Origin of the sequence: Pseudonocardia charpentierae (genome assembly GCF_031845345.1) — a bacterium.
In the GTDB taxonomy this organism is placed as follows: domain Bacteria; phylum Actinomycetota; class Actinomycetes; order Mycobacteriales; family Pseudonocardiaceae; genus Pseudonocardia; species Pseudonocardia charpentierae.
The window spans coordinates 433,166-453,208 of the sequence record NZ_JAVREJ010000003.1; the positions used below are offsets into that span (position 1 = coordinate 433,166).

At 75.8% G+C, this 20,043-nt stretch carries 21 protein-coding genes; 12 read left to right on the forward strand and 9 right to left on the reverse strand.

The features are described 5' to 3' along the window. Positions 1-4 precede the first annotated feature (4 nt). Positions 5-613 carry a D-sedoheptulose-7-phosphate isomerase gene (locus tag RM445_RS07465; protein ID WP_397469253.1) on the forward strand — a complete coding sequence of 203 codons (609 nt, stop codon included), beginning with the start codon at positions 5-7 and terminating at the stop codon, positions 611-613. A gap of 86 nt (positions 614-699) precedes the next feature. Here the strand turns inward: RM445_RS07465 and surE are convergent, their stop codons facing one another. The 4 genes from surE to RM445_RS07485 form a co-directional block, all read right to left on the reverse strand. Further along, on the reverse strand, positions 700-1,476 hold the full coding sequence (gene surE / locus RM445_RS07470; RefSeq protein WP_311555378.1) for a 5'/3'-nucleotidase SurE: 777 nt from the start codon (positions 1,474-1,476) through the stop codon (positions 700-702). Positions 1,477-1,542: 66 nt separating this feature from the next. Continuing rightward, on the reverse strand, positions 1,543-2,112 hold the full coding sequence (locus tag RM445_RS07475) for a PfkB family carbohydrate kinase (protein ID WP_311555379.1): 570 nt from the start codon (positions 2,110-2,112) through the stop codon (positions 1,543-1,545). Between the two features lie 23 nt (positions 2,113-2,135). Next, complete coding sequence (locus tag RM445_RS07480) at positions 2,136-2,372, reverse strand: hypothetical protein (protein WP_311555380.1); 237 nt, start codon at positions 2,370-2,372, stop codon at positions 2,136-2,138. Positions 2,373-2,530: 158 nt separating this feature from the next. Further along, positions 2,531-2,719: a hypothetical protein gene (locus RM445_RS07485; RefSeq protein WP_311555382.1), complete on the reverse strand. Its 189-nt coding sequence runs from the start codon at positions 2,717-2,719 to the stop codon at positions 2,531-2,533. Between the two features lie 100 nt (positions 2,720-2,819). On the opposite strand from RM445_RS07485, the gene RM445_RS07490 reads away from it, so the two are divergent. The 8 genes from RM445_RS07490 to RM445_RS07525 all read left to right on the forward strand — a co-directional run bounded on the left by RM445_RS07490 (position 2,820) and on the right by RM445_RS07525 (position 11,840). Next, complete coding sequence (locus RM445_RS07490; protein WP_311555383.1) at positions 2,820-3,986, forward strand: uroporphyrinogen decarboxylase/cobalamine-independent methonine synthase family protein; 1,167 nt, start codon at positions 2,820-2,822, stop codon at positions 3,984-3,986. A gap of 157 nt (positions 3,987-4,143) precedes the next feature. Continuing rightward, complete coding sequence (locus RM445_RS07495) at positions 4,144-4,680, forward strand: D-glycero-alpha-D-manno-heptose-1,7-bisphosphate 7-phosphatase (RefSeq protein WP_311555385.1); 537 nt, start codon at positions 4,144-4,146, stop codon at positions 4,678-4,680. 7 nt (positions 4,681-4,687) lie between these two features. Further along, on the forward strand, positions 4,688-5,803 hold the full coding sequence (locus RM445_RS07500; protein WP_311555387.1) for a glycosyltransferase family 9 protein: 1,116 nt from the start codon (positions 4,688-4,690) through the stop codon (positions 5,801-5,803). A gap of 47 nt (positions 5,804-5,850) precedes the next feature. After that, entirely contained in the window at positions 5,851-6,588 is a 738-nt protein-coding gene (locus RM445_RS07505; RefSeq protein ID WP_311555437.1) for an SDR family oxidoreductase, read from the forward strand. After that, positions 6,579-8,000 (forward strand): glycosyltransferase family 9 protein, encoded by a 1,422-nt coding sequence (locus RM445_RS07510; protein ID WP_311555389.1) that lies wholly within the window; start codon positions 6,579-6,581, stop codon positions 7,998-8,000. Before RM445_RS07505 ends, RM445_RS07510 begins: the two co-directional genes overlap by 10 nt. Next, the gene (gene rfaE2, locus RM445_RS07515; RefSeq protein ID WP_311555390.1) at positions 7,967-9,517 is read left to right on the forward strand and encodes a D-glycero-beta-D-manno-heptose 1-phosphate adenylyltransferase; all 1,551 of its coding nucleotides are present in this window, start codon (positions 7,967-7,969) and stop codon (positions 9,515-9,517) included. Before RM445_RS07510 ends, rfaE2 begins: the two co-directional genes overlap by 34 nt. Further along, the gene (locus tag RM445_RS07520; RefSeq protein WP_311555391.1) at positions 9,517-10,434 is read left to right on the forward strand and encodes a glycosyltransferase family 2 protein; all 918 of its coding nucleotides are present in this window, start codon (positions 9,517-9,519) and stop codon (positions 10,432-10,434) included. Before rfaE2 ends, RM445_RS07520 begins: the two co-directional genes overlap by 1 nt. Next, a complete protein-coding gene (locus RM445_RS07525; protein ID WP_311555393.1) occupies positions 10,431-11,840 on the forward strand; it encodes a PfkB family carbohydrate kinase in 1,410 nt (469 codons plus the stop codon). Before RM445_RS07520 ends, RM445_RS07525 begins: the two co-directional genes overlap by 4 nt. Here the strand turns inward: RM445_RS07525 and RM445_RS07530 are convergent, their stop codons facing one another. Further along, complete coding sequence (locus RM445_RS07530) at positions 11,841-12,791, reverse strand: glycosyltransferase family 9 protein (RefSeq protein ID WP_311555394.1); 951 nt, start codon at positions 12,789-12,791, stop codon at positions 11,841-11,843. Between the two features lie 162 nt (positions 12,792-12,953). Here RM445_RS07530 and RM445_RS07535 point away from each other — a divergent pair, with 162 nt between their 5' ends. After that, on the forward strand, positions 12,954-13,769 hold the full coding sequence (locus RM445_RS07535) for an MBL fold metallo-hydrolase (RefSeq protein ID WP_311555395.1): 816 nt from the start codon (positions 12,954-12,956) through the stop codon (positions 13,767-13,769). Positions 13,770-13,778: 9 nt separating this feature from the next. After that, positions 13,779-14,435: a UdgX family uracil-DNA binding protein gene (locus RM445_RS07540; protein ID WP_311555397.1), complete on the forward strand. Its 657-nt coding sequence runs from the start codon at positions 13,779-13,781 to the stop codon at positions 14,433-14,435. Here RM445_RS07540 and cydC read toward each other — a convergent pair whose 3' ends face one another. Genes cydC through RM445_RS07560 form a run of 4 tightly spaced genes read right to left on the reverse strand, consistent with a single transcriptional unit; the run spans position 14,436 to position 19,359 of the window. Then, the gene (gene cydC / locus RM445_RS07545; protein WP_311555399.1) at positions 14,436-16,304 is read right to left on the reverse strand and encodes a thiol reductant ABC exporter subunit CydC; all 1,869 of its coding nucleotides are present in this window, start codon (positions 16,302-16,304) and stop codon (positions 14,436-14,438) included. Next, a complete protein-coding gene (cydD, locus tag RM445_RS07550) occupies positions 16,301-18,010 on the reverse strand; it encodes a thiol reductant ABC exporter subunit CydD (RefSeq protein WP_311555400.1) in 1,710 nt (569 codons plus the stop codon). The genes cydC and cydD overlap by 4 nt, the downstream gene beginning before the upstream one ends. 54 nt (positions 18,011-18,064) lie before the next feature. Further along, positions 18,065-18,799, reverse strand: coding sequence for an anti-sigma factor (locus tag RM445_RS07555; RefSeq protein ID WP_311555401.1), 735 nt, complete (start codon positions 18,797-18,799; stop codon positions 18,065-18,067). Then, positions 18,796-19,359 carry a sigma-70 family RNA polymerase sigma factor gene (locus RM445_RS07560; protein ID WP_311555403.1) on the reverse strand — a complete coding sequence of 188 codons (564 nt, stop codon included), beginning with the start codon at positions 19,357-19,359 and terminating at the stop codon, positions 18,796-18,798. Before RM445_RS07560 ends, RM445_RS07555 begins: the two co-directional genes overlap by 4 nt. Before the next feature lie 148 nt (positions 19,360-19,507). Between RM445_RS07560 and RM445_RS07565 the strand changes: the two genes are divergently transcribed. After that, positions 19,508-20,023 (forward strand): Rieske (2Fe-2S) protein, encoded by a 516-nt coding sequence (locus RM445_RS07565; RefSeq protein ID WP_311555404.1) that lies wholly within the window; start codon positions 19,508-19,510, stop codon positions 20,021-20,023. Positions 20,024-20,043 lie beyond the last annotated feature (20 nt).

Genomic DNA, 20,043 nt, shown 5'->3' on the forward strand with positions numbered 1-20,043 from the left:
CGAGGTGCTCTCGGCGCACGTCGACCGGCTCGACCGGGCGCTCCCGGCGCTGCGCGCCGCGTCGCCGACCTTCGCCCGGTGGGGCGAGGATCTCGGCCGCCGGCTGGTGGCCGGCAACCGGCTGCTCGCGGCGGGCAACGGGGGCAGCGCCGCGGAGGCGCAGCACCTCACCGCGGAGCTGGTCGGCCGGTTCGACGGCGACCGGCGCCCGCTGTCGGCGATCGCGCTGCACGCCGACACGTCGAGCCTGAGCGCCATCGGCAACGACTACGGGTTCGCGCAGGTCTACGCGCGGCAGGTCCGCGCCCACGGGCGGCCCGGCGACATCCTGATCACGTTCTCCACGAGCGGGCGCAGCGAGAACCTGGTCGAGGCCGCCGTCGCCGCGACGGAGATGGGCATGACGAGCTGGGCGGTCACGGGCCCCGGGCCCAACCCGCTGGCGGAGGCCTGCACGGACGCGGTGTGCCTGCCGGGCGACACCGCCACCGTGCAGGAGATGCACCTCGCCGTGCTGCACATGCTGTGCCGGGCGGTGGAGCGGGTGGTGGCGGACGCCCCGCCGGACCCGGGCGAGCGGATGCCGGTGGACCGACCGCGGGTCGTCTCCTGACGGTCCGGTGAGTGCAGCAAAGCCACTTTCCTGCAGTCCGACCGCGGCAAAGTGGCTTTGCTGCACTCCCGTGGACGCCGCGGCGCTCAGTCGTCGCGATCGGCCAGCCACTTCTCGACGAGCTCGTCGTCCGTCTCCGCCACCGACCGCAGCGCCGTCAACGTCGGGTGGCCGGCGAGCAGCAGGGCCGTGTCGGTGCCCTCCTCCGGCTCGTCGGACACGTCGATCTCGCCGAGGTGCAGGTCGCCGTCGCGGATCTCGTCGACCCGGGCCTGCACCGATCCCCCGCGGGCCAGGCGCGCGTGCCGGATGGGGCCGAGATCGCCTGCCGGGCGGTCGGGGACGTTGAGCGAGAGCACGGTGCCCACGGGCGAGTCGAGCAGCAGGTCCAGCACCGGGGGCAGCACGCGCGTCGCGCTCTCCCAGTACCGCTCGCCGGTCGGGTGCAGCGCGACGTCGAGCGAGACGGCCAGCCCGCGGCTGTCGCTGATCCCGGCGGTCAGCGCGGCGCCGACCGTGCCCGAGTGCAGCACGGCCCGCCCGACGTTGGCGCCGTGGTTGATGCCCGACAGCACGATCTCCGGAACCGGATCGAGCCAACCGTTCAGTGCGGCGACCACGATGTGGCCCGGTTGGGCGTCCACCGCCCACGCCTCGACGCCGTCCAGCCCGGGGATCTCCCGGCGGGTCAGGACGGTGCGGCCCTCGCGGCGCACCGCCGTCAGCGCGGCGCTCGCGCCGCTGGACTGCTCGGCGGGGGCGGCGACGACCACCTCGAGTCCCGCCTGCACCGCCGCCGCGGCCAGGGCGTGCAGGCCGGGGGAGTCGATGCCGTCGTCGTTGGTCACCAGGGCGCGTGGCACGCGTCGTGTCCTTCCGGTCAGGAGCGGTTGCTCGCGGGAGGTACCCCGCGTTCGCGGCGCGTCACCTCAGCCCGTCCAGGACCGGATCTCGACGCGCTCGGCGAGGGTCTCCACCGCACGGGCACCGCCGGTGCCCAACCCGTGGCGGACGACGTTGAGCGCACCGCACGCCGCCCCCACCTGCAGCGCCTCACGGATCGGCCGCCCGCCCGCGAGGGCGGCGACGACCCCGCCGGTCATGGAGTCGCCCGCACCCCGCGGGTCGGCCGGCTCCAGCGCGGGCATGACGATCTCGACGACGTCGCCGCCGCGCTCGCCCGACGACGGCTCGTCGAGCAGGGCGAGGGCGGGCGCGGCACCGGAGCGGGAGACGATCACCGTGCCCGCGCCGTCGTCGCGCAGGGTGTGCATCGCCGTGACGAGGTCGGTGGCGTCCTCCGACGCCGCCCGCTTGTCGGCGAGCAGCTCCTCGTGGCTCACCATGATCAGGTCGGGGTTGCCCTCGAGCACGGCGACGAGCCGGTCGCCCGCGAGGTCGGCCGCGACGCGGCAGCCGTTGGCGCCCAGGTCGCCCGCGAGCCTGCGGTACAGGTCGGCCGGCAGGACCCGGTCGTCCTGCGGCCCCGACAGCAGCACCCGGCCGTGGGTGAGCCCCTCAGTCAGGGTGAGCTCGTAGAGCGAGTCGCGCTCGTGCCGATCCAGCGGCTCCCGGCCGCGTCGGCGACCTGCTCGCGCTCCCCGTCGCGGCGGTCGTGGACGTAGGCCCCGTTGCGCGACCCGACCCGCATCGACCGCACCGTGACGCCGTCGGCGGGCAGCAGGTGCCCGAGCACATCGCCGGTCTCCCCGCCCAGTGCCGCGCACAGCACCACGGGAACGCCGAGCGAGGAGACCATGCGCGACTGCCACACGCCCTGCCCGCCGGCGTGGACGTGGATGTCCGGCTCGCCGGCGCGGTCCTCGATGGTGACGGTCAGGATGGGCAGCGGGGCGAAGATGACGACGGTGTCGGGTGCGTCCGGCAGGTCCGGTTTGTACCCGTCTGGGGTCGCCCTCAGTCGGCCGGTGTCTCCCTCGGCGTCGGGGTGTCGTCCGAGGTGTCCGCCCGCGCCGCCGCCGACTCGCGGCCGTACTCGGCGGTGCGCAGGGCGTCGGGCGGATCGGCGGGGTGCAGGTCCGACTCGGCCCGCTGCAGGTCCGACTCCTCCGCCGCACCGAGGTCCGGGCTCTCCGTGTCTGCCATGTCACGGGGTACCCGTTCCAGGTGTTGATCACGTTGTGCGAGAGGGCGGCGACGCAGCGTCATTGACGCCCTCACCATCCCTGCGTACGTTTCTGGAGTCGTGACCTACGACCCGCGGACCAGCACCGGAATCCCGACCGAACCCGTGGGGTCGCTGCCGCGTCCCGCGGTGCTGCAGGAGGCCTACGCCCGCTACGACGCCGGTGAGATCGGCAAGGATGAGCTCGCGGAGCAGCAGGAGGCGGCGATCCGCGACTCGATCGAGAAGTACGAGGCGACCGGTTCGCCGATCATCTCCGACGGCGAGCAGCGCTGGTCCAGCTTCGCGACGTACCCGATCACGGACACCCTCGCGGGCACCGGGCTGGCGCCGACGCTCGGCCCGGGCGGGCAGTTCTTCGCGATCTTCGCCGACGGCCACGGCCGCCAGCTTCCAAAGCTGGAGCGCGGCCCGTTCACCTACATCAACTACGCGGCCGACTCGCTGACGAAGTCGCTGCCCTATGCGCACCGGCCGATGAAGCAGGCCGTGATCTCCCCGTCGATGCTGGCGCTGCTCTACCCGCTGCGCGACCCGGTGGAGGGCTACTCGCGCGACGACTTCGAGGCCGCGCTGATCGACGAGTGCGAGAAGGACATCCGGCAGGCCTTCGCCGCGGGTGCCGCGCGCGTGTCGGTCGACTTCACCGAGGGTCGCCTCGCGACCCGGGAGGACCCGCGGAACCCGTGGACGGGCGCGGGGTTGCTGCCGCACTTCATCGAGCTGATCAACCGCGTGATGGCCCGCTTCACCGCGGACGAGCGCCGCTCGATCGGCGTCCACACGTGCCCGGGCGGCGACCGCGACTCGGTGCACTCCGCGGACGTGCCCTACGCCAACCTGCTGCCGCAGATGTTCACGATCAATGCCGGCTACTTCCTCATCCAGATGGCCAGCGAGCGGGAGAAGGACCCCGTGCTCGCCGTCATCGGCCAGAACCTGCGCGACGACGCCGACGGCATCCCGCAGACGGCCTACATCGGCGTGATCAACCCGCAGAACCCGCGGGTGGAGAGCCCGCAGGAGGTCGCGGAGTCGCTGATCCGGGCGGCGAACCACATCCCGAAGGAGCAACTCGGGTCGACCGACGACTGCGGCTTCTCGCCGTTCTCGATCGACGAGAAGCCGAACCACGGCTCGCCCGACTACGCCCGCGAGGTGGCGTTCCAGAAGATCCGCAACCGGGTGGAGGGCACGCGGCTGGCCGCGGAGAAGCTCGGCCTCTAACCCGGTGATCGGCCGGGCGGCAGTCCGAAGTGGTCGCCCGGCCGAGCAGTTGTGACCCCTGTCACCTGCAGATTGTTACTCGATGTAGTTCTGGTGACGGTGAGTAGCAGTTGGGTGAAGCGCGTTTGCCCTCCCTGCACCCCGGACACATCCAGGCGTGTCCCCTTCCCGTCCACCGCGCGCCGTGCTGTTCGACCGCGACGGCACGCTGGTCGTGGACGTGCCGTACTGCGCCGACCCGGCACTGGTCACCCCGGTGTCCACGGCTCCCGCCGCCCTCGCCCTCCTGCGCGCGGCGGGGATCCCGGTCGGCGTCGTCTCCAACCAGTCGGGCATCGCCCGCGGGCTGCTCGACCGGGAACAGGTCGACGCGGTCAACCGGCGGGTCGACGACCTGCTGGGTCCGTTCGACGTCTGGCAGGTCTGCCCGCACGGCCCGGACGACGGCTGCGCCTGCCGCAAGCCGCAACCGGGCATGGTGCTCGCCGCGGCCGACGCACTCGGGGTGGCACCCGAGGACGTCGCCGTGGTCGGCGACATCGGCGCGGACGTCAGCGCGGCCCGTGCGGCGGGCGCCCGGTCGGTGCTGGTGCCCACGCCCGTGACGTTGCCGGAGGAGGTCGACGCGGCGCCGGTGGTGTGCCCCGACCTGCTCTCGGCCGTCCGTCACCTGCTCGACGCGGAGGCCCGGTGACACCGCTGTGACCCACCGCGTGCTCGTCACCCGGCTCGACGGGGCCGGCGACGTGCTGCTCGCCGGTCCGGCCGTGCGGGCCGTCGCCGCGGGACGCGACACCGAGGTGACGCTGCTGTGCGGGCCTGCCGGGGCCGCTGCCGGGCGGCTGCTGCCGGGGGTCGCCGACGTGCTGGTGTGGGCGAGCCCGTGGGTCGTGAACCCCGCTCCGCCGATCGACCGTGCCGCGCTCGACCGGTTCGTCGACACCCTCGCGGCCCGGGCGTTCGACGAGGCCGTGATCCTCACGTCGTTCCACCAGTCGCCCCTGCCTACCGCACTGCTGCTGCGTCTGGCCGGGGTCGGGCGGATCACCGGCGCGTCGATCGACTACCCGGGCACCCTCCTGGACGTGCGGCTCCGCCCGGGCGACGGGCCCGGCGACGACCTGCCCGAAGACCTGCCCGAGCCTGAGCGGGCCCTGGCCATCGCCGCCGCGGCGGGCCACCGGCTGCCCGCAGGCGACCCCGGCGGCCTCGCGGTGCTGCCTCCGCCGCCGCTCGGTGACCTGCTCGCCCCGCTGGACGGCCGTCCCTACGTCGTGCTGCACCCCGGCGCCGCCGTCACCGCGCGGCGCTGGCCCGCGGAGCACTATCGCCGCGTGGCCGGGCTGATCGCCCGCGACGGCCTCGACGTCGTCGTCACCGGCGGTCCCGACGAGCGCGCGCTCACCGCGGGGGTCGCCGCCGGGGCACCGGGCGGGCTCGACCTCGGGGGGCGCACCGGGCTTCCCGGGCTCTCCGCGGTGCTGGCCGGCGCGGACGCCGTCGTCGTCGGCAACACGGGCGCGGCGCACCTGGCCGCCGCGGTCGGCACGCCGGTGGTGTCGCTGTTCGCCCCGGTCGTCCGGGCCGTGCGCTGGCGGCCCTACCGCGTCCGGCAGGTGCTGCTCGGCGACCAGGACGCCCCGTGCCGCGACACCCGCGCCCGCGACTGTCCGGTGCCCGGACACCCCTGCCTCACCCAGGTCGAGCCCGACGACGTGCTCGACGCCGTGCGACGGCTGCGCGCCGCACCCCCGGCCCGTGGCCGGCCCCGCGCGGCGCGCCCGGTCTCGCTCACCCCGACGGAAGGACACCCGTGACCCTCACCTCCGAGACGGCCGGTTCAGAGATCACCAACCCCGACGGCATCGGCCCCGTCGACCCCGCCGCGGCTCAGGTCGCCCGCGCGACCCCGGGCGTCGGCACCGTGCTCGTCACCGGTGCCGCGTCCGGCCTCGGCCGGGCCGTCGCCGCCGCGGTGACCGCCGCGGGTGGCCGCGCGCTCCTCGTCGACCGCGTCGCGGTCGAAGACGGCCCCGAGGGCGCGCTCGCCACCGTCGCCGACCTGTCCGACACCGCGGCCGCCGAAGACGCCATCCGCGCCCTGATCGACCAGGCGGGCGGCGTGGACGCGGTGGTGACCGCTGCGGGCACCGACCGCTGCGGCGCCCTGGGTGACGTGCCGGCCGCCGAGTGGGAGCGCGTCGTCGCGGTCAACCTGTTCGGCACCGCCGCGGTCATCCGGGCCGCGCTGCCCGCGCTCAAGGAGAGCAAGGGCAAGATCGTCACCATCGCGTCGACGCTGGGGCTGAAGGCCCTGCCCGACGCCACCGCGTACTGCGCGTCGAAGTTCGGGGTCGTCGGGATGACGCGGGCGCTGGCCACCGAGCTCGCCGGCCAGGTGGGCGTGACCCTGCTCGTCCCGGGCGGGATGGCCACGGCCTTCTTCGACGGCCGGCCCGACCAGTACAAGCCGGGTCCCGACGCGCAGCTCAACGACCCCGCGGACGTCGCCGACGCCGTGCTGTTCGCGCTGACCCGGGCCAACGGTTGCGAGGTGCGGGAGATGGTGGTCTGCCAGTCCACCGAGCCGTCGTGGCCGTGACCGATCCGGCCACGACGCGTCCGCCCCGCACTCCGTGCGGGGCGGCCGCCCCGCACCGGATCATGAGCGCGTTCCGGCATCCCGGTGCGGACCGCGGCGGCCGGGTGGACCTGGCCGCCGCCCGGCGCATCCTCGTCGTCCGCCCGGACAACATCGGCGACGTCGTCCTGCTCACCCCGGCCCTGCGTGCCCTGCGGGCGGCCGCTCCGCACGCACGGATCGAGCTGCTGGCGTCGCCCGCCGGCACGGCAGTCGCCGCAATGATCCCCGAGCTGGACGGCGTGCTGACGGTGTCGCCGAACTGGCAGCAGCTCACGGCGCCGGCCGACGCAGCCGGCGCCGAGGCCGCCGTGCGGGCCGAGCGCGAGGTCCTCGACCGGATCACCGCGGGCCGCTACGACGTGATGCTGGTGTTCACCTCGTTCTCCCAGTCGCCGTGGCCGGTCGCGCACCTCGGGCTGCTCGCCGGGATCGGGACGCGCGTCGTGCACTCGCGGGAGTTCGCCGGTGCCGTCGCCACGCACTGGGTGACCCCGCCGCCGGACGCCACACACCACGTCGACCGGTCGCTGCACCTGATCGAGGCCATCGGCGTCCCGCTGCAGGGGCGGACCCCGTCCCTGCGGATCCCGGCGTCCGCGTACGCCGACGCCGACGACCTGCTCGCCGACGCCCTGGCCGGCCGCCCTGCGGACCACCGGACCGCCGGCGACACGGTGCGCATGCGCGCGATGGCCGGTGCCACCACCGCCACGACGCGCCTGCACCGGTCGACGCCGGGCAGCGCCCCCGCCCGCCCCACGCGGCGGTTCGCCCTCCTCGTGCCGGGTGCGTCGTGCCCGTCGCGGCGGTACCCGGCCACGCGGTTCGGTGCGGCGGCCGCCGCGATCGCGGCCTCGGGTCTGCCGGTCCTGGTGGCCGGCACCGCGGCCGAGGCCGGCCTCGTCGACGAGGTCGTGCGCAGCGCCGGGTCGCCGGACGTCCGGGCACTGCCCGCCGTCGGCCTCCCGGTGTTCACCGCGCTGATCGCCCGGGCGGCGGTCGCGCTCACCAACAACTCGGGCGGCCTGCACCTCGCCGAGGCGACCGGCACCCCGGTCGTCGTCACCTACGCCGGGACCGAGCGGCTCGGCGACGTCGCCCCGCGCGCGGTGCCGTGCGCGCTCCTGCAGGTGCCCGTCCCGTGCTCGCCCTGCCGGCAACTGAGCTGCCCGTTCCACCTGGAGTGCCTCGACGTCGCCCCGCAGCGGCTGGCCGACGCGGCGCTCCGGCTGGCGGCGCCCGGGACAGCCGGCCCCGCACTCTCCCCGTCCGGCGTCCCCGCGCCCGACGACCCCCCGTCGGACATCCCGGTGTCCGGCATCCCCGAGGAGGACCGATGGCTGCACATCCCGACCCCGTGGATCGCGTGAGCACCCCGACCCCGCCCGTCGTCCCTCCCGTCCCGGCCGGGTTGGCGAGCCGCATCGCGGACCGCGCACCGCGCGTCCTCGTGGTCGGCGACGCGCTGCTCGACGGCTGGCTGTCCGGGCCGGTCCGGCGGCTCGGCCGCGACGGTCCGGTCCCCGTCGTCGAGCTGGTCCACAGCCACAGCACGTGCGGCGGCGCCGCGAACACGGCGGCGAACCTCGCCGCCCTCGGCGCGACGGTCGACCTGCTGGCCGTCTTCGGCGACGACGGGGAGTCCCGCACGCTGCGCGCGCTCCTCGCCGACGCCGGGGTCGGCACGGACACGTGCGTCATCGAGCTGGGCCGCACCACCCCGGTGAAGCGCCGGCTGGTCGCCGCGGGGCAGCAGGTGGCGCGCTACGACGTCGCCCCCGAGGCGCCGCCCCGCCGCTCCACCCGTTCCGCGCTGGCCGACGCGCTCAGCGAGGTGCTCGCCGGGCCGACGCGCCCGGACGCCGTGCTGGTCGCGGACTACGGCCTCGGGGTGTTGACGGCCGAGGTCCGCGAGCGGCTGGTGGCGCTGCGCGACGAGATCCCGCTCCTGGTCGTCGACGGGCGCGACCCGCTGGGTTGGTGCGAGGCGCGTCCCGACGTCGTCACCCCGAACGCCGGGGAGGCGGCGGCCATGCTCGGCATCGCCGAACCGCTGCACGGCCGCCCGGCCTGGGCCGCCGCACAGCGCGGCGCGATGGTCGCGGCCTGCGGCGGTGCCGACGTGCTGCTGACGCTCGACGTCGACGGGGTGGTCCGGCTGCCGGCCGACCCGGCCGAGCCGGTGCTCCGCACCGCGGCACACCCGACGGCGCAGTCGCGCGCGTGCGGTGCCGGGGACACCTTCACCGCCGCGTACACCCTCGCGCTGTGCGCCGACCTGACCCCGGAGGCCGCGCTCGCGGTGGCGCAGGCCGCCGCGGACGTCGTGGTCGGGCACGAGGAGACGGCCGTCTGCACCACCGGCGCCCTGACCGCGCAGCTCGCGGCCGCGGACCGCGGCGGGCTCCTGAGCCACCGCGACCTGCTCGCCGTCGTCGAGGAGCACCGCCGCCGGGGCCACCGCCTCGTGTTCACCAACGGCTGCTTCGACGTGCTGCATCGCGGCCACGTCACCTACCTGCGGCAGGCGCGGGCGTTGGGCGACCTGCTGGTGGTGGCGCTCAACAGCGACGACAGCGTCTCCCGCCTCAAGGGCCCCGAGCGGCCGGTGAACCCGCTGCCGGACCGGGCCGGGGTCGTCGGCGCCATCGAGTGCGTCGACCTCGTCACGGCCTTCAGCGACGACACCCCCGCCTCCCTGATCGAGATGGTGCGCCCGGAGGTCTACGCCAAGGGCGGCGACTACACCCCGGAGATGCTGCCGGAGACGCCGATCGTCGAGCGGCTGGGCGGGCAGGTGCGCGTGCTGGACTACCTGTCGGACCACTCGACCACGGCGATCGTCAGCCGGATCCGGGCCACGCCGGCCACGGAGGGCGCCCGGTGATGCCCGCCGAGGTCGAGGTCCTCGTCCCGACCCGCAATCGCCCGGTCGAGCTGGCGACGACGCTCGCCGGGCTCGCCGCGCAGGAGCACCCGTTCGACCTGGTGATCAGCGACCAGTCCGACGGGGCGCCGTCCTTCGACACAGCTCCGGCGCAGACGATGCTGCGGGTCCTGCGCGCGGCGGGACACCGCGTCCGGACGGTGGTGCACACGCCGCGGCACGGCGTCGCCGAACACCGAGCGGCCCTGCTGAGCCAGTCGACGGCCCGCTACGCGCTCTTCCTCGACGACGACATCTGGCTCGAGCCCGGCACGATCGCGCGCCTGCACGAGGCGATCGCCGCGCTCGGCTGCGGGCTCGTCGGGGCGGCGATGCAGGGGGTGTCGTACCTCGACGACCGGCGCCCGGCCCAGCTCGCCCCGTTCGAGCGCTGGGAGGGACGCCCCGAGCCCGAGCGGATCGCGCCCGACACCCCGGCCTGGGACCGCTGGATGCTGCACAACGCCGCCAACCCGCTGCACCTGGCCGAGGACCACGTGCGGCCGTGGGAGCGGTGGGTGCCCTACAAGATCGCATGGGTGGCCGGCTGCGTGCTCTACGACCGGGCGAAGCTCGACGCCGTCGGCGGCTTCGACTTCTGGCGCGACCTGCCGCCGGAGCACTGCGGCGAGGACGTGGTGGCCGAGCGCCGGGTGATGGCGCGGTTCGGCGGGGCGGGGATCCTCCCGTCGGGGGCGTACCACCTGGAGTCGGCGACGACGGTGCCGGACCGCGAGCACAACGCGAGCAACCTGCTGGTCGACGAGGCGCCCGAGGCCGGGGCGCCGGGATTGCAGCATGGTGGCTTTGCTGCACTCCGACCGCAGCAAAGCCACCATGCTGAGCCCGCCGGCACCCCGGTCGGGGCACCGGCGTGACCGCCCGCCACGTCGTCGTGATCGGCGACGCGCTGCTGGACGTCGACGTCGAGGGCACCGTGGACCGGCTGACCCCCGACGCCCCCGCTCCGGTGCTCGCCGTCACCGAGGAACACGCCCGCCCGGGCGGGGCCGGGCTCGCCGCCGCACTGGTGGCCGGGCGCGGCGTCCCGGTGCGCCTGTTCACCGCGCTGGAGTCCGACGATGCGGGAGACCGGCTGCGGGGGTTGCTCGACGGCGCGCTGACGCTGGTCACCGGGCCCGCGACCGGGGGCACGGTCGTCAAGTGCCGCTGGCGGACGGGCGGGCGCTCCCTGCTGCGGACCGACCGCGGCGCGGGCCGCCCGGCCGGCGACTTCGGCGTGGCGATCGCTGACGCCCTGGACGCCGCCCTCGCCGATGCCGGCGCCGTCCTGGTGTCCGACTACGGGCGCGGGGTCGCGGCGGATCTCGCGGTGCGCGCCGCGCTCGCCCGGGCCGTGGCCCGCCGCGTGCCGGTGGTCTGGGACCCGCATCCGCGCGGAGCCAAGCCGGTGCCGGGCGTCGCGGTCGTCACCCCCAACCTCGCCGAGGCCCGCGGCGCCGCCGGTACCGACGCCGCTGGCTCGGGTGTGGGGGCGGCGCTGGCCCTCGGCGCGGATCTCGTCGCGCGGTGGGACGTCCGGTCGGTCGCGGTCACCCTCGGCGGCCGCGGTGCCGTGGTGCGGCACCGGCACGGTGCCTGCGCGGCCGCCCCGGCACCTGCCGTTGCCGAGACCGACCCGTGCGGCGCGGGCGACCACTTCGCCGGCGGGGTCGCCGCCCGGCTCGCGGCCGGCGCGACCGTCGACGAGGCCGTGGCCGACGCGGTCGCCGGCGCCGCGGGGTTCGTGGCCCGGGGCGGGGGAGCCGCGGTGCGCCGGGTGGGCGACGCCTGGTGCCAGCCGGACGCCGTTTCCGGCCGGACCGTTCCGGTCACCGACCTCGACGGCGCCCGGGCCCTGGTCGCGCGGGTCCGGTCCGCGGGCGGGACGGTGGTCGCGACCGGCGGGGTGTTCGACCCCCTGCGCCGCGGCCAGACCGACAGCCTCACCGCCGCCCGCGCCCTGGGCGACTGCCTGCTCGTGCTGGTGAACTCCGATGCATCCGTCCGGCGGCGCGGCGGGGCCGCCGCGGCGCCGCTCGCGGAGCGGGTCGCCGCGCTGGCCGCGCTGGACGGCGTCGACGGGGTGGTCCCGTTCGACGCCGACGACCCGCGTGCGGTCCTCGACGCGCTGCGTCCCGACCTGTGGGTCAAGGGCGGCGACCACGACCCGGCGGACCTCCCCGAGACCCCGCTGGTGCGCTCGTGGGGCGGAGAGGTGGTCGCGGTGCCGTACCGGGCGACCGCGGGCACGCCGGTCCCGGCGGTGCTGCCGCGGGGGTGATCACCGCCGGACCGCGTCCGCCGCGGCCAGGACCTCCTCGACGCCGATCGCCAGCAGCGCCGGGTCGGGCTCGTCGGCGAAGCGTTCCCCGCGCCGGGTGGTCGGGTGGGCGAGCGCGACGTGCGGCCCGTCGGCGGGCGGCCCCCACTGGGCCGGGTCGACCGGACCGAACAGCACCACCGACGGCGTGCCGTAGGCCGACGCCAGGTGCGCGATACCCGTGTCGCCGCTCACTACCAGTCCGGCGCCGGCGACGAGGTCGCACAGCTCGCCGAGGTCGGTCCGGCCGGCGAGAACCCGGTCCGCCGGGAGCCCGGCCTCCTGGGCGACGGCCTCGGCGAGGCTGCGCTCGCCGGGGGAGCCGGTGACCAGGACGGGGGAGTCGGGACCGTCCAGCGCCGCCGCGACGGCAGCGAACCGGTCCACCGGCCAGCGCTTCGCGCCGAAGGCCGCGCCGGGGTGGACGAGGACTCTCCCCGTGCGCTCCGACGGCAGGGGAAGGCGCAGGTCGGCCGGGTCCGCCGGGATGTCGACCGCCTGCAGCAGTGCGCACCAGCGGGCCCTTTCGTGCGGGTGCGCGCCGGCGACCGCGTCCCAGTCGGGGCCCTCCCAGCCTGGTCCGGCCTCGGGACAGCGGAACCCGATCCGGCGCCGCGGATCCAGAGCCTCGAGCGCGCGGTGGCTCTGCGGGCCGGTGCCGTGCAGGTTGACGACGACGTCCGGCGCGGGGCCGGTCCAGGGCACCGCGGTCGGGTCGGGGGTCGGCAGCAGCTGGTCGACGACCTCGATGCGGTCGACGAGCGGGGCCAGCGCGGCCGTCGTCGCGAGGACGAGGCGGTGACCGGGGTAGGCGCGGCGCAGCGTGCGTAGGGCCGGGACGGCGACGAGCAGGTCACCGATGTTCAGCGCCCGCAGGGCGAGCACGGCGGGCCGCGGATCGTCGTCGGTCACGGGGCACCCGTACCCGTGCCGCACGCCCCGCACCCGCAGCCTGTCCGCTCGTGATCGCCGGACGGGCGACATCCGCGACCCTGGCGTCCCCTTCCGTCGACGATCCGGCGATCACTCGCCGCGAGCCGGCATGGGGTCTGCGACCGAGGGTATGCACCTCTGGTGACCGCCAGCCTCACCTTCGTCGGCACCGCGACCACCGTGCTGCGGCTCGGCGGGTTCACCCTCCTCACCGACCCGAACTTCATCCGCCGTGGCCAGCGCGTGCACCTGGGCTACGGGCTCACGTCGAAGCGCCGCACGGATCCTGCGCTGACGCCCGCCGAGCTCCCGGCCTACGACGCACTGGTGCTGTCGCACCTCCACGGCGACCACTTCGACCGCGTCGCGCGCCGCGAGCTGCCCCGGCAGCCGCCGGTGGTCACCACCGCGAAGGCGGCGGAGACCCTGAGGAAGTGGGGATTCGGCGGGGCCACCGGGCTCGACCACTGGGCCGAGTGGCAATCCGTCCGGGAGGACGAGCGCCTGACGATCACGGCCGTACCCGGGCAGCACGGACCGGCGGTCGTGCACCGGCTGCTGCCGCCGGTCATCGGCACCGTGCTGGATCTGGAGACCCGGTCGGGCGACGGATGGCGCCGCGACCTGCGCGTCTACGTCACCGGCGACACGCTCAACGTGCCGCGGTTGAGCGAGGTCACCGAACGGTTTCCGGACGTCGACGTCATGGTGGCCCACCTCGGCGGCACGAAGGTTCTCGGCGTGCTCGTCACGATGGACGACCGGCAGGGCACGGACCTGGTCGAGCGCGTCCGGCCGGGCACCGTCGTCCCGGTCCACCACGACGACTACGGCGTCTTCGCGAGCCCGCTCTCCAACTTCGTCGCGGAGATGGGGCGGCGTGGCCATGCGGCGCTGCTCAAGACCGTCGGCCGCGGTCAGACCGTCGACCTGTTTCCGACATCGCACCCTGGGTAGCCGCCCGGCATGACCACCGGTCGCGACACCCGCACCGCACCCGAGCCGGTCGGCGATCCGGTCGACCCGGCGACCGCCGCGCCGCAGCTGGACGACCTCGAGGCGTTGCGCGCCGCCGCGCACGACTGCACGGGCTGCGAGCTCTGGGAGCCGGCCACCCAGACGGTGTTCGGCGCCGGGCCGTCGTCGGCCTGGCTGATGTTCGTGGGGGAGCAGCCCGGTGACCGCGAGGACCTCGCCGGCGAGCCGTTCGTCGGCCCCGCGGGCAAGCTGCTCGACCGGGCGCTGGAGCAGGCCGGGATCACCCGCGACGAGACGTATGTGACCAACGCGGTCAAGCACTTCCGGTTCGAACGGCGCGGCAGCAGGCGCATCCACAAGACGCCTGCGGTCGGGCACGTGCGGGCGTGCCGCCCGTGGCTGGACGCGGAGCTGCGGGTGGTCCGGCCGACGGTCGTCGCGACCCTGGGTGCGACGGCGGCCAAGGCGCTGCTCGGCCCGAAGTTCAGGATCACCGAGAGCCGCGGCACGGTGCTGGAGTGGGAGGGGTTCGCCCTGGTGCCGACGATCCATCCCTCAGCGATCCTGCGCCTGGACCCGGCGGAGCGCGACGCCGGCTTCGACGCGCTGGTGGCCGACCTGAAGGTCGTGGCCGCCCAGCACTGATTACGGCGTCCGCGCGTGCGCCCTGCGGTACCAGCCGTCCGTCGCCAGCAGCTCGGTGTGCGTCCCGCGTTGGACGACCCGGCCGCCGACCACCACTGCCACCTCGTCGAAGCGGTCGAGGTGCGACAGGTCGTGGGTGACCAGCAGAACGGTCCGCCCACGCGTGGCGGCGAGGATGTCGTCGAGCACGGCGTCGCGGGTGTCGGGGTCGAGGTGCGTGGTCGGCTCGTCGAGCACGAGCACCTCGGGATCGGCGAGCAGGGCGCGGGCCAGCGCGAGCCGGCCGCGCATCCCCCCGCTGAGCCGGGCGCCCTGGGGGCCGACCTCGGTGTCGAGCCCCTCGGGCAGCGCCGCGACGTCTTCGGCGAGGCGGACGCGGCGCAGCACGTCGCGCAGCTCGTCGTCGGTGGCCGCCGGCCGGGCCAGCAGGAGGTTGCCGCGCAGGCTCGTGGCGAAGACGTGCGGGTCCTGCGGCATCCCGGACAGGACGCGGCGGGTGTCGTCGGGGTCGCGGGTGGCCACGTCGACCCCGTCGAGATGGACGGTTCCGCCGTCCGGGTCGCGGAACCGGAACAGCACCTCGGCCAGCGTGCTCTTGCCCGCCCCGCTGGGCCCGACGACGGCGACGCGCCGCCCGGGGGCGAGGTCGAGGTCGAGGCCGTCGAGCGCCCACGGCTCGTCCGGGCCGTACCGGACCCGCAGGTCGCGGATCCGCACGCCGCCCGCGGCGCTGCCGGATGTAGCGAAAGCGGCTTTCGGTGCGTTCAGTGCAGCCAACGCCGCTTTCGCTACATCGGGGCCGGGCTCGTCGCGGCGGGCCCGGACCGCCGGCGGCACGTCCAGCACCCCGAACAGCCGCTCGCCCGCGGCCCGCACCGCCCCGAGCCGGGCCGCGGCCGCCGGCAGCGGCGCGACGATCTCGAACGCCGCCAGCGCCGTGAGCACCAGCACCGCCAGCGGGATGCCGCCGAGCGCGCCGTCGTGAACGGCGGCGACACCGAGCAGCAGCGTGCCCCACAGCGTCAGTCCGGCGATCAGCGCCGAGGCCCCTGCAGCCGTCCCGAGCAGCGCGGCGTCGCGTCGGGCGACGCGGGTGAGCTCGGCGTCCGTGGCGGCGACCCGGGCCACGGCCCGGTCGACCGCTCCGTAGGCGAGGAGGTCCGGGGCGCCGTGCACGGTGTCGACCATCGCGGTCGAGAGCTCGGCGCGCGCTGCCGTTGCCCGCCGGCCCGGCCCGCGGCCCGCGAGCGCGGCCGCGAACGGGACGCCGACGCCGGCCAGCAGCAACCCCGCGGCGAGCAGCGCGCCCCCCGGCGCGAGCAGTGCGGTGCTCAGCGCGACCACGCCCACCCCGGTCACCACCGCCGCCGCGGGCGGGGCGAGGCCGCGCACCAGGAGGTCCTGGGTGGCGTCGGTGTCGCTGACGAGCCGGGTGACGAGGTCGCCCGACCGGAACCGCCGCACCGGTTCGGTGCGGGCGAGGCGGGCGTACACGCGGGCGCGGGCGTCGGACAGCGTGCGCAGCGCCGCGTCGTGGGTGACGAGCCGCTCCAGGTAGCGGGCGACGCCGCGCAGGATGCCGAGTGCGCGGGTGGCGACGATCGCGACACTGAGCAGGGTGAGCGGCGGCTGCGTCGCGGCCATGGCGATCAGCCACGCCGACACGGACAGCAGGCCGACGCCCGACGCGGTGGCGGTCGCACCGGCGAGCACGCCGAGGGCGAAGCGGCCGGCGCGGGGGCGCCCGAGCCCGAGCATCCGCAGCAGCGGATCCCGCCGGTTCTTTCCCGGACGACCGGCCCGCTCGTCGGAACCTGTCGGACGACCGGGCCGCTCGTCCGGGCCCTGTACGGCCGCGGCGGCGCTCACCGGGCCGCCCCCGTCGGCACCGGCGGCACCGGCGACGCGACCGGCCGCCCCGCCTCCAGGCGGACCACCTCGTCCGCGAGATCCGCCCACCCGGCGTCGTGGGCCACGACGATCCCCGTCGCCCCCTCCAGCAGCCGGGCGACGCCCGCGCGGACGGCCGCCGCGTTGTCCGGGTCCAGGTGCGCGGTGGGCTCGTCGAGCAGCACCAGCGAGGCGCCGTCCATCCGCCGCAGGAATGCGCGCGCCAGGGCGATGCGCTGACGCTGGCCCGCCGACAGCCGGGTGCCGCGCTCGCCGAGCAGGGTGGCGTACCCCTCGGGCAGGGCGGCGACGACGTCCGTGGCCTCCGCGAGCGCGACCGCCCGGGCGACCGCCTCGTCGTCGGCGTCCGGCACACCGAGGCGGACGTTGTCGGCCACGCTGGCGTCGAACAGGTACGGCCGCTGCGGCAGCCACGCGATCCGACGGCGCCACTGCTCGACCGGCAGGTCGCGCAGGTCCGTCCCGTTCACCGTGATCCGCCCGGCGTCGGCGTCGGCGAACCGCAGCAGCACCGACAGCAGCGTGGTCTTGCCGGCGCCGCTGGTGCCGGTGAGGAGCAGTGTCCGGCCCGCGGGCACCACCAGGTCGACGCCGTCCAGTGCCGCGACGGTCCGCTCGGGGTGGGTGAGGCGCACGTCGTCGAACCGCAGCTCGATCGGCCCCTCGGGAACGGCGGCGGGATCCGGCCGGTCCTGCGGGACGCGCCCGGGCCGCTCCAGCACGGTGAAGACCTGCTCGGCGGCCGCGACCCCCTCCATGCTCGCGTGGAACCGGGCCCCGACCTCGCGCAGCGGCAGGTACGCCTCCGGCGCGAGGATCAGCACGAGCAGTGCGGTCTCCAGGTCGAGCTGCCCGTAGAGCAGCCGGACCCCGATCTGGACGGCGACCAGCGCCACCGACAGCGTGGCGATGAGCTCGAGCACCAGCGCGGAGAGGAAGGCGATCCGGAGCGAGCGGACGGTCGCCTCGCGGTGCGCCTCGGACGTCCGCCGGATCAGCGCGACCTCGGCCTTGGCGCGCCGGAAGATCGCCAGCGTCGGCAGGCCCTCGACGGCGTCGAGGAAGTGGCCGCCGAGCCGGTTCAGCAGGTGCCACTGCTTGCGGGTGTAGTCCTGCGCCTGCCAGCCGACCAGCGCCATGAAGACCGGGATCAGCGGCAGGGTCAGCGCGATGATCAGCGCCGTGAGCCAGTCGGCGTCGAGGACGACGACCAGCACGGCGACCGGCACGAGCACGGACAGCACCAGCTGCGGCAGGTACCGCGCGACGTAGTCGTCGAGGGCGTCGAGGCCGCGCGTGGTCAACGTGGCCAGCTCGCCGGGGTTCAGCGTCGCCGGATCGGCCCCTGCCCCGGTGACGTGGGCGACCAGCCGGCGGCGCAGCTGCGACTTGACGGCGGCGGCGCTGCGCAGTGCCGCGGTCTCCGCGCCGTAGGCCAGCGCGGCGCGGGCGAGCGCGACCACACCGACCAGCGCCACGACGCCGCCGACGTCGGCCCAGGTGCCCCCGCCGTCGAGCAGGGGCGCGTTCGCGATCGCGTGCGCGACCAGCGCGGCCTGCAGCAGGATCAGCCCGGTCAGCACCGTCCCGCAGGCGACGGTGACGGCGAGGTGCACCCGCACGGCCCGCGTCGTGCGGACCAGGCGAGGGTCGAGCGGCTTCACGCTTCTACCGTACGTAGAAATCCCGCGCGGAGGAATCCGGGCTGCGCCACCGTGTCAGGTTCGCAGGACGACGAACTCCTCGCCCGCCTCGTTCTCCACGGCCATGCCCGCGACGTCGTCCGGCGCGACGATCGCGGCCCCGTCGACCTGCGTGCCGTCGCTCTCGCCCCGGGCCGAGGTGAGCCAGCTCGCGGCCACCTCGCGGCGGCCCTCGCGGGTCAGGATGACCACCCGGCACCGCTGGCCCGCCGGGATGCCCTTGACGTTCGCCGACACCCGCACCCAGCCGGCGGCGGGGGAGACGACGGCCGCCAGGGTCACGCCGGGCACGCCGTCGCCGCGCATCGTCACCCCGGTGGCGGGCGCGGCGGTCGCGACGACCACCGGGTCCGGTGCCGTGGCCCGGCCCACGGCGATCCCGCCGCCGAGCAGGACCGCGACGGCGGCCACGGACGCGGCGAGGCGGGGGACGAGCCGGCGCCTGCGCTCGGCGGCGGCCTCGGCCCGGATCTGCCGCAGGGTGCGGGCCAGCACCATGTCACTGTCCGGCGGCCCCTCGAGCAGGGCCTCCGGCGGCACGTCGCCGAGCAGATGGGTCACGGCGGTCAGGTCCTCCAGGTCGCGCCGGCAGGCCGGGCACGTCGCCAGGTACTCCTCGACCGCGCGGGTACGCGCCGGGTCGAGGAGCCCGAGCGCGAGTGCGCCGAGCTCTCCGGGGTCGTGCTGTCCGTGATTCGGGGAGCGAGGGTCGAGCGGATTGCCCTCAGGAGGAAACGTCGGGCCGTTCATGCCGTCGCACCTCCCTCATTCACCACGTTCAGCACCCCGTCCCGGTTCAACGACCGGCGCAACGCCTTCAGCGCGTAGTACGTCCGCGACTTCACCGTGCCGGTGGGGATGCCGAGCACCGACGCCGTCTCGCCCAGGCTGCGCCCCTGGAAGTACAGCTGGTCGAGCACGCCGCGATGATCTTCAGACAGGCCTTCCAGCGCCTCGAGCACCGTGACGGAGGCGACGACGCGGTCGGCGTGGTCGCGTTCGACGGCCGGATTGGCGTCGGTCTCCGCCACCTCGGCCGGCCGGGCCGCGCGGGCCCGGTGGCGGTCGGTGACCAGGTTGCGGATCACCGTGAGCAGCCAGCCGCGGATCGACCCCTTGCCGTTCGTCAACACCTCCGGGTGCCGCCAGGCCCGGATCAGGGCCTCCTGGACGACGTCCTCCGCTGCTGCGCGGTCGCCCAGGAGGCGCGTCGCGTACGCCAGCATCGCCCGGCCGTGCTCGCGGTACACCGCCTGGATCAGCGCTTCGTCGCCGTCGCGCTTCCGTTCGGTGCGTCCGGTTCTCGCCATGCAAACCCCATCCGTGGACCCCCCCACGTAACCCCGAGGTGCGTGCGCACAGTAGCGGACCACAAGATTCACCCAAGCTCGCCGGTGAACCATGCCGGCGAGTGAGCCGTGTCCCACGGTGAATCGCTCCCACCACGCGAGGAACTCCATGACGCAGACGTCCCACCACCCGTCCGCGACCGAACCCGACCCGCAGCCGGTCGCGCCCGGCCTGAGCAGGCGCGCGGTCGTCACCGGCGTCGGCGGGGTCGCCGCCGTCGGGCTGCTGACCGCCTGTGGCGGCGGGTCGACCGCGACGGCACCCGCGCCGCCCGCGACGGTCGCCCCGGCCCCCGCCGAGCCCACGGCCGCCTCGTCGGCCGGCGCCTCCGCCGGCGCGGACGCGCTGGCCACGACCTCCAGCATTCCGGTCGGCGGCGGCACCGTGTTCGCCGACAAGGACGTCGTGGTCACCCAGCCCACCGCGGGCGACTTCAAGGCCTTCTCCGCGACGTGCACCCACCAGGGCTGCAAGGTCAAATCGGTGGCCGACGGCGTGATCGTCTGCCCGTGTCACGGCAGCAAGTTCGCGATCGCGGACGGCGCGGTGACCGCAGGCCCCGCGAAGTCGCCGCTGCCGGAGAAGTCGGTGAGCGTGGAGGGCGACTCGATCGTCCTCGCCTGACGCGCGGCACACAGGAAGCC

Bases quoted from the DNA above. Each gene is read 5' to 3' on its own strand.
- RM445_RS07560 (WP_311555403.1), bottom strand. From the start codon at position 19,359: ATGGCGAGAACCGGACGCACCGAACGGAAGCGCGACGGCGACGAAGCG.
- rfaE2 (WP_311555390.1), top strand. From the start codon at position 7,967: ATGGCTGCACATCCCGACCCCGTGGATCGCGTGAGCACCCCGACCCCG.
- RM445_RS07565 (WP_311555404.1), top strand. From the start codon at position 19,508: ATGACGCAGACGTCCCACCACCCGTCCGCGACCGAACCCGACCCGCAG.
- RM445_RS07520 (WP_311555391.1), top strand. From the start codon at position 9,517: ATGCCCGCCGAGGTCGAGGTCCTCGTCCCGACCCGCAATCGCCCGGTC.
- RM445_RS07485 (WP_311555382.1), bottom strand. From the start codon at position 2,719: ATGGCAGACACGGAGAGCCCGGACCTCGGTGCGGCGGAGGAGTCGGAC.
- RM445_RS07540 (WP_311555397.1), top strand. From the start codon at position 13,779: ATGACCACCGGTCGCGACACCCGCACCGCACCCGAGCCGGTCGGCGAT.
- RM445_RS07480 (WP_311555380.1), bottom strand. From the start codon at position 2,372: ATGGTCTCCTCGCTCGGCGTTCCCGTGGTGCTGTGCGCGGCACTGGGC.
- RM445_RS07555 (WP_311555401.1), bottom strand. From the start codon at position 18,799: ATGAACGGCCCGACGTTTCCTCCTGAGGGCAATCCGCTCGACCCTCGC.